Origin of the sequence: Acidovorax soli, from assembly GCF_900107605.1 — a bacterium.
Classification (GTDB): domain Bacteria; phylum Pseudomonadota; class Gammaproteobacteria; order Burkholderiales; family Burkholderiaceae_C; genus Acidovorax; species Acidovorax soli.
Genome location: NZ_FNQJ01000075.1, coordinates 1 through 2,477 on the forward strand (window position 1 = coordinate 1; position 2,477 = coordinate 2,477).

Genomic DNA, 2,477 nt, shown 5'->3' on the forward strand with positions numbered 1-2,477 from the left:
CCCCGATGGCCAGGTCAAATTCCCCCACCCTTGGCCACCCCAAATTCCCCCAGGCAGGACGACCAGATTATGACGACTCGGGTGTGATGGCGATGCGTGCGGCAGCCTCCTTGAGGCGGTAGCTCTTGCCCTCGAACTCCAGCATTGCGCAGCGGTGCATGAGGCGGTCCAGGATGGTGGTGGCCATGGTGGCGTCGCCCAGATATTTGCCCCAGTCCTGCACCACGCGGTTGGATGTGATGACGATGGAGCGGCGCAGCTTGTAGCGCTGGTGCACGATGGCCTGCAGCACCTCGGCTGCGTGCTCGCTGATGCGTCTGGCCAGGAACAGGTCATCGAGGATGATCAGGTCCGGTGAGACCCAGTCCTTGAGCAGCTCGGTGCGCTCTGAGTCGCTGGCCAACGCGTAGCGAGCAAACTCGGTGTCGGCTTCCAGGTAACGCGCGTCGTATCCCTGCAGCGTGGCCTGGTAGGCCACGGCCTTGGCCACATGGCTCTTGCCGGTACCGGGCTTGCCGATGATCAGCGCATTGGCGCCCTCGCCGATGAACTTCAGGGTATGCAACTCGAAGCAGGCGCTGCGCGGCAGCTTCGGGTTGAAACGCCAGTCGAAGTCAGCCAGCGAGGGCCGCTCATCCAGGCCCGAGCGCTTGAAGCGGCGCTCGGTCAGACGCGAGCGCCGGCGGTCCAGTTCGTCTTGCAGCATGGCCCCAAAGGTCTCCAGGAAGGGCTCCTGCGCGGCCTGGGCCTGCATCACGCGGGTGGACAGGGTCTCGGCAATGCCGGACAGACGCAGCTCGCGCAGCGCGCGTTCGATCTCGATCATGTTCATGGCTGAATTCCAGGTGCGTTGTTGGTGTTGTTGGTGGTGGTGTTCGCCGTGGCGGACTCGAGCGTGCTCGTGGCTGTGACGGCCGCAGCGTGCGCGAACAGATCGGCGTACTCATCGGCGTCGCGGATGAGCTCGTGCTGCTGGGTCAGCGTGCGCCCGCCGCCGGCGGGCGCACCGCTGGACTGGGTCTCGATGGCGTTGAGCGCCTGGGCAAAGATGGCCTCGGTCAAAGCCAGCACGCGCTTGTAGCTGTAAATCCCCTGCTCCAGGGCCTGTGCGCAGGCGGTGTCGACGCAGTGCGCTGGGTATCGCCTGGCCAGGCTGACGATGCCCCAGAGCTTGCGCTGGCCCACCCGACCCTCGATGGCAAAGAGCAGCTCACACAGCCGTTTGGCGTGCTCACCGATCTCGCCAGCCTGACGCAGGATCAGACGGGTCTCGCGCGAAGGATTGAATACCCGCTCCTCCATGGGCAGCACCACCGTGCCGGGCCGCTCGGCCTTGGCGTGGGTGCGCAGCAAGGCGCCGGTTTGCAGATCGCGGATCTCGATGCGCTGGGCATAGATGCGCACCAGCACCTTGGAGCCGATGTTCGCCGGGCGAGCGGCGTAGCTGCTGTGATCCACCCGCACGCAGCTGTCGTCGCAGACGGTGCGCACCGCCTCCTCGAAATACTGCATGCCCAGGAGCGGCAGAGGTTTGAGGTGGCTGCGCTCCTCCTCGAACATGGCCTGCACCTGGCGCCGCTCGGTGCCGTGGATGCGCTTGGCTGCCCAGCTCTTCTCCCAGTGCGCCAGGAACTCGTTCTGGGCCTCGATGGACTCAAAGCGCCGGCCCTTCAAGGCCGTGGCCTGGGTGTGGCCAATGGCATGCTCCACCGTGCCCTTGCGGTTGGGGTCTCGCACCCGCGCCGGGTCGGCCACCACGCCATAGTGCGCCAGGGTGGCGGCGTAGACTTTGTTGAGTTCGGGCTCGTACAGGTCGGGCTTGAAGACGCCTTCCTTCAGATTGTCCAGAACCACGTACTGCGGGCAGCCACCGAAGTACCGCAGAGCCTGCTCGTGCAACTCGGCCCAGATTTGCTGGCTGGACTTCCAGACCACGCAGCGGAAACTGGCGCGCGAGTAGCGCAGCGTGGCCACGAACAGGCGGGGCTTGCGGTACCGCTCGCTGCCCGGCACGCGGGTGGGCGCGCCCTCGCCGTAGTCCACCTGCATCTCCTCCCCAGGCAGAAAGGACAGGCGGTCGAACTGCTCGGGCTCCTTGTGGCGCAGCTTTGCACAGAAGCGTTTGACCGAGTTGTACTGACCAGTAAATCCGTGCTGGTCGACCAGGTCCTGGAAGATGGCCATGGCGTTGCGCTTCAGACGCAACTGGGCTTCGATGAACTCGCGCCAGGGTTCGCACAGGGAGGTGGCCACCGGCACAGCAGCCGGTGGCCAGGGTGGGGGAATTTGCTGGGCCGAGCCGGTGGCCACCCCGGGGGAATTTGACTGCAGTTGCTCCAGCCAGCGTTGGTGATAGCTCCTGACCGTCTTGCGGTCGATGCCCGTGATGCGGGCGATCTCGCGTTGCGATGTATTGCGCTCCAGCAGTGTCTCTATGGTGGCGCGTTGGTTGGACTTCAAGACATTCACTCCTTGGC

Annotated in this window: 2 protein-coding genes; both read right to left on the reverse strand. The window is 65.2% G+C overall.

The features are described from left to right. Positions 1 to 67: 67 nt before the first annotated feature. Positions 68 to 832, reverse strand: a complete 765-nt coding sequence (gene istB / locus BLW02_RS19345) for an IS21-like element helper ATPase IstB (protein WP_060983853.1) — start codon at positions 830 to 832, stop codon at positions 68 to 70. Beyond that, positions 829 to 2,469: an IS21 family transposase gene (istA, locus tag BLW02_RS19350; protein ID WP_060983852.1), complete on the reverse strand. Its 1,641-nt coding sequence runs from the start codon at positions 2,467 to 2,469 to the stop codon at positions 829 to 831. The genes istB and istA overlap by 4 nt, the downstream gene beginning before the upstream one ends. Positions 2,470 to 2,477 lie beyond the last annotated feature (8 nt).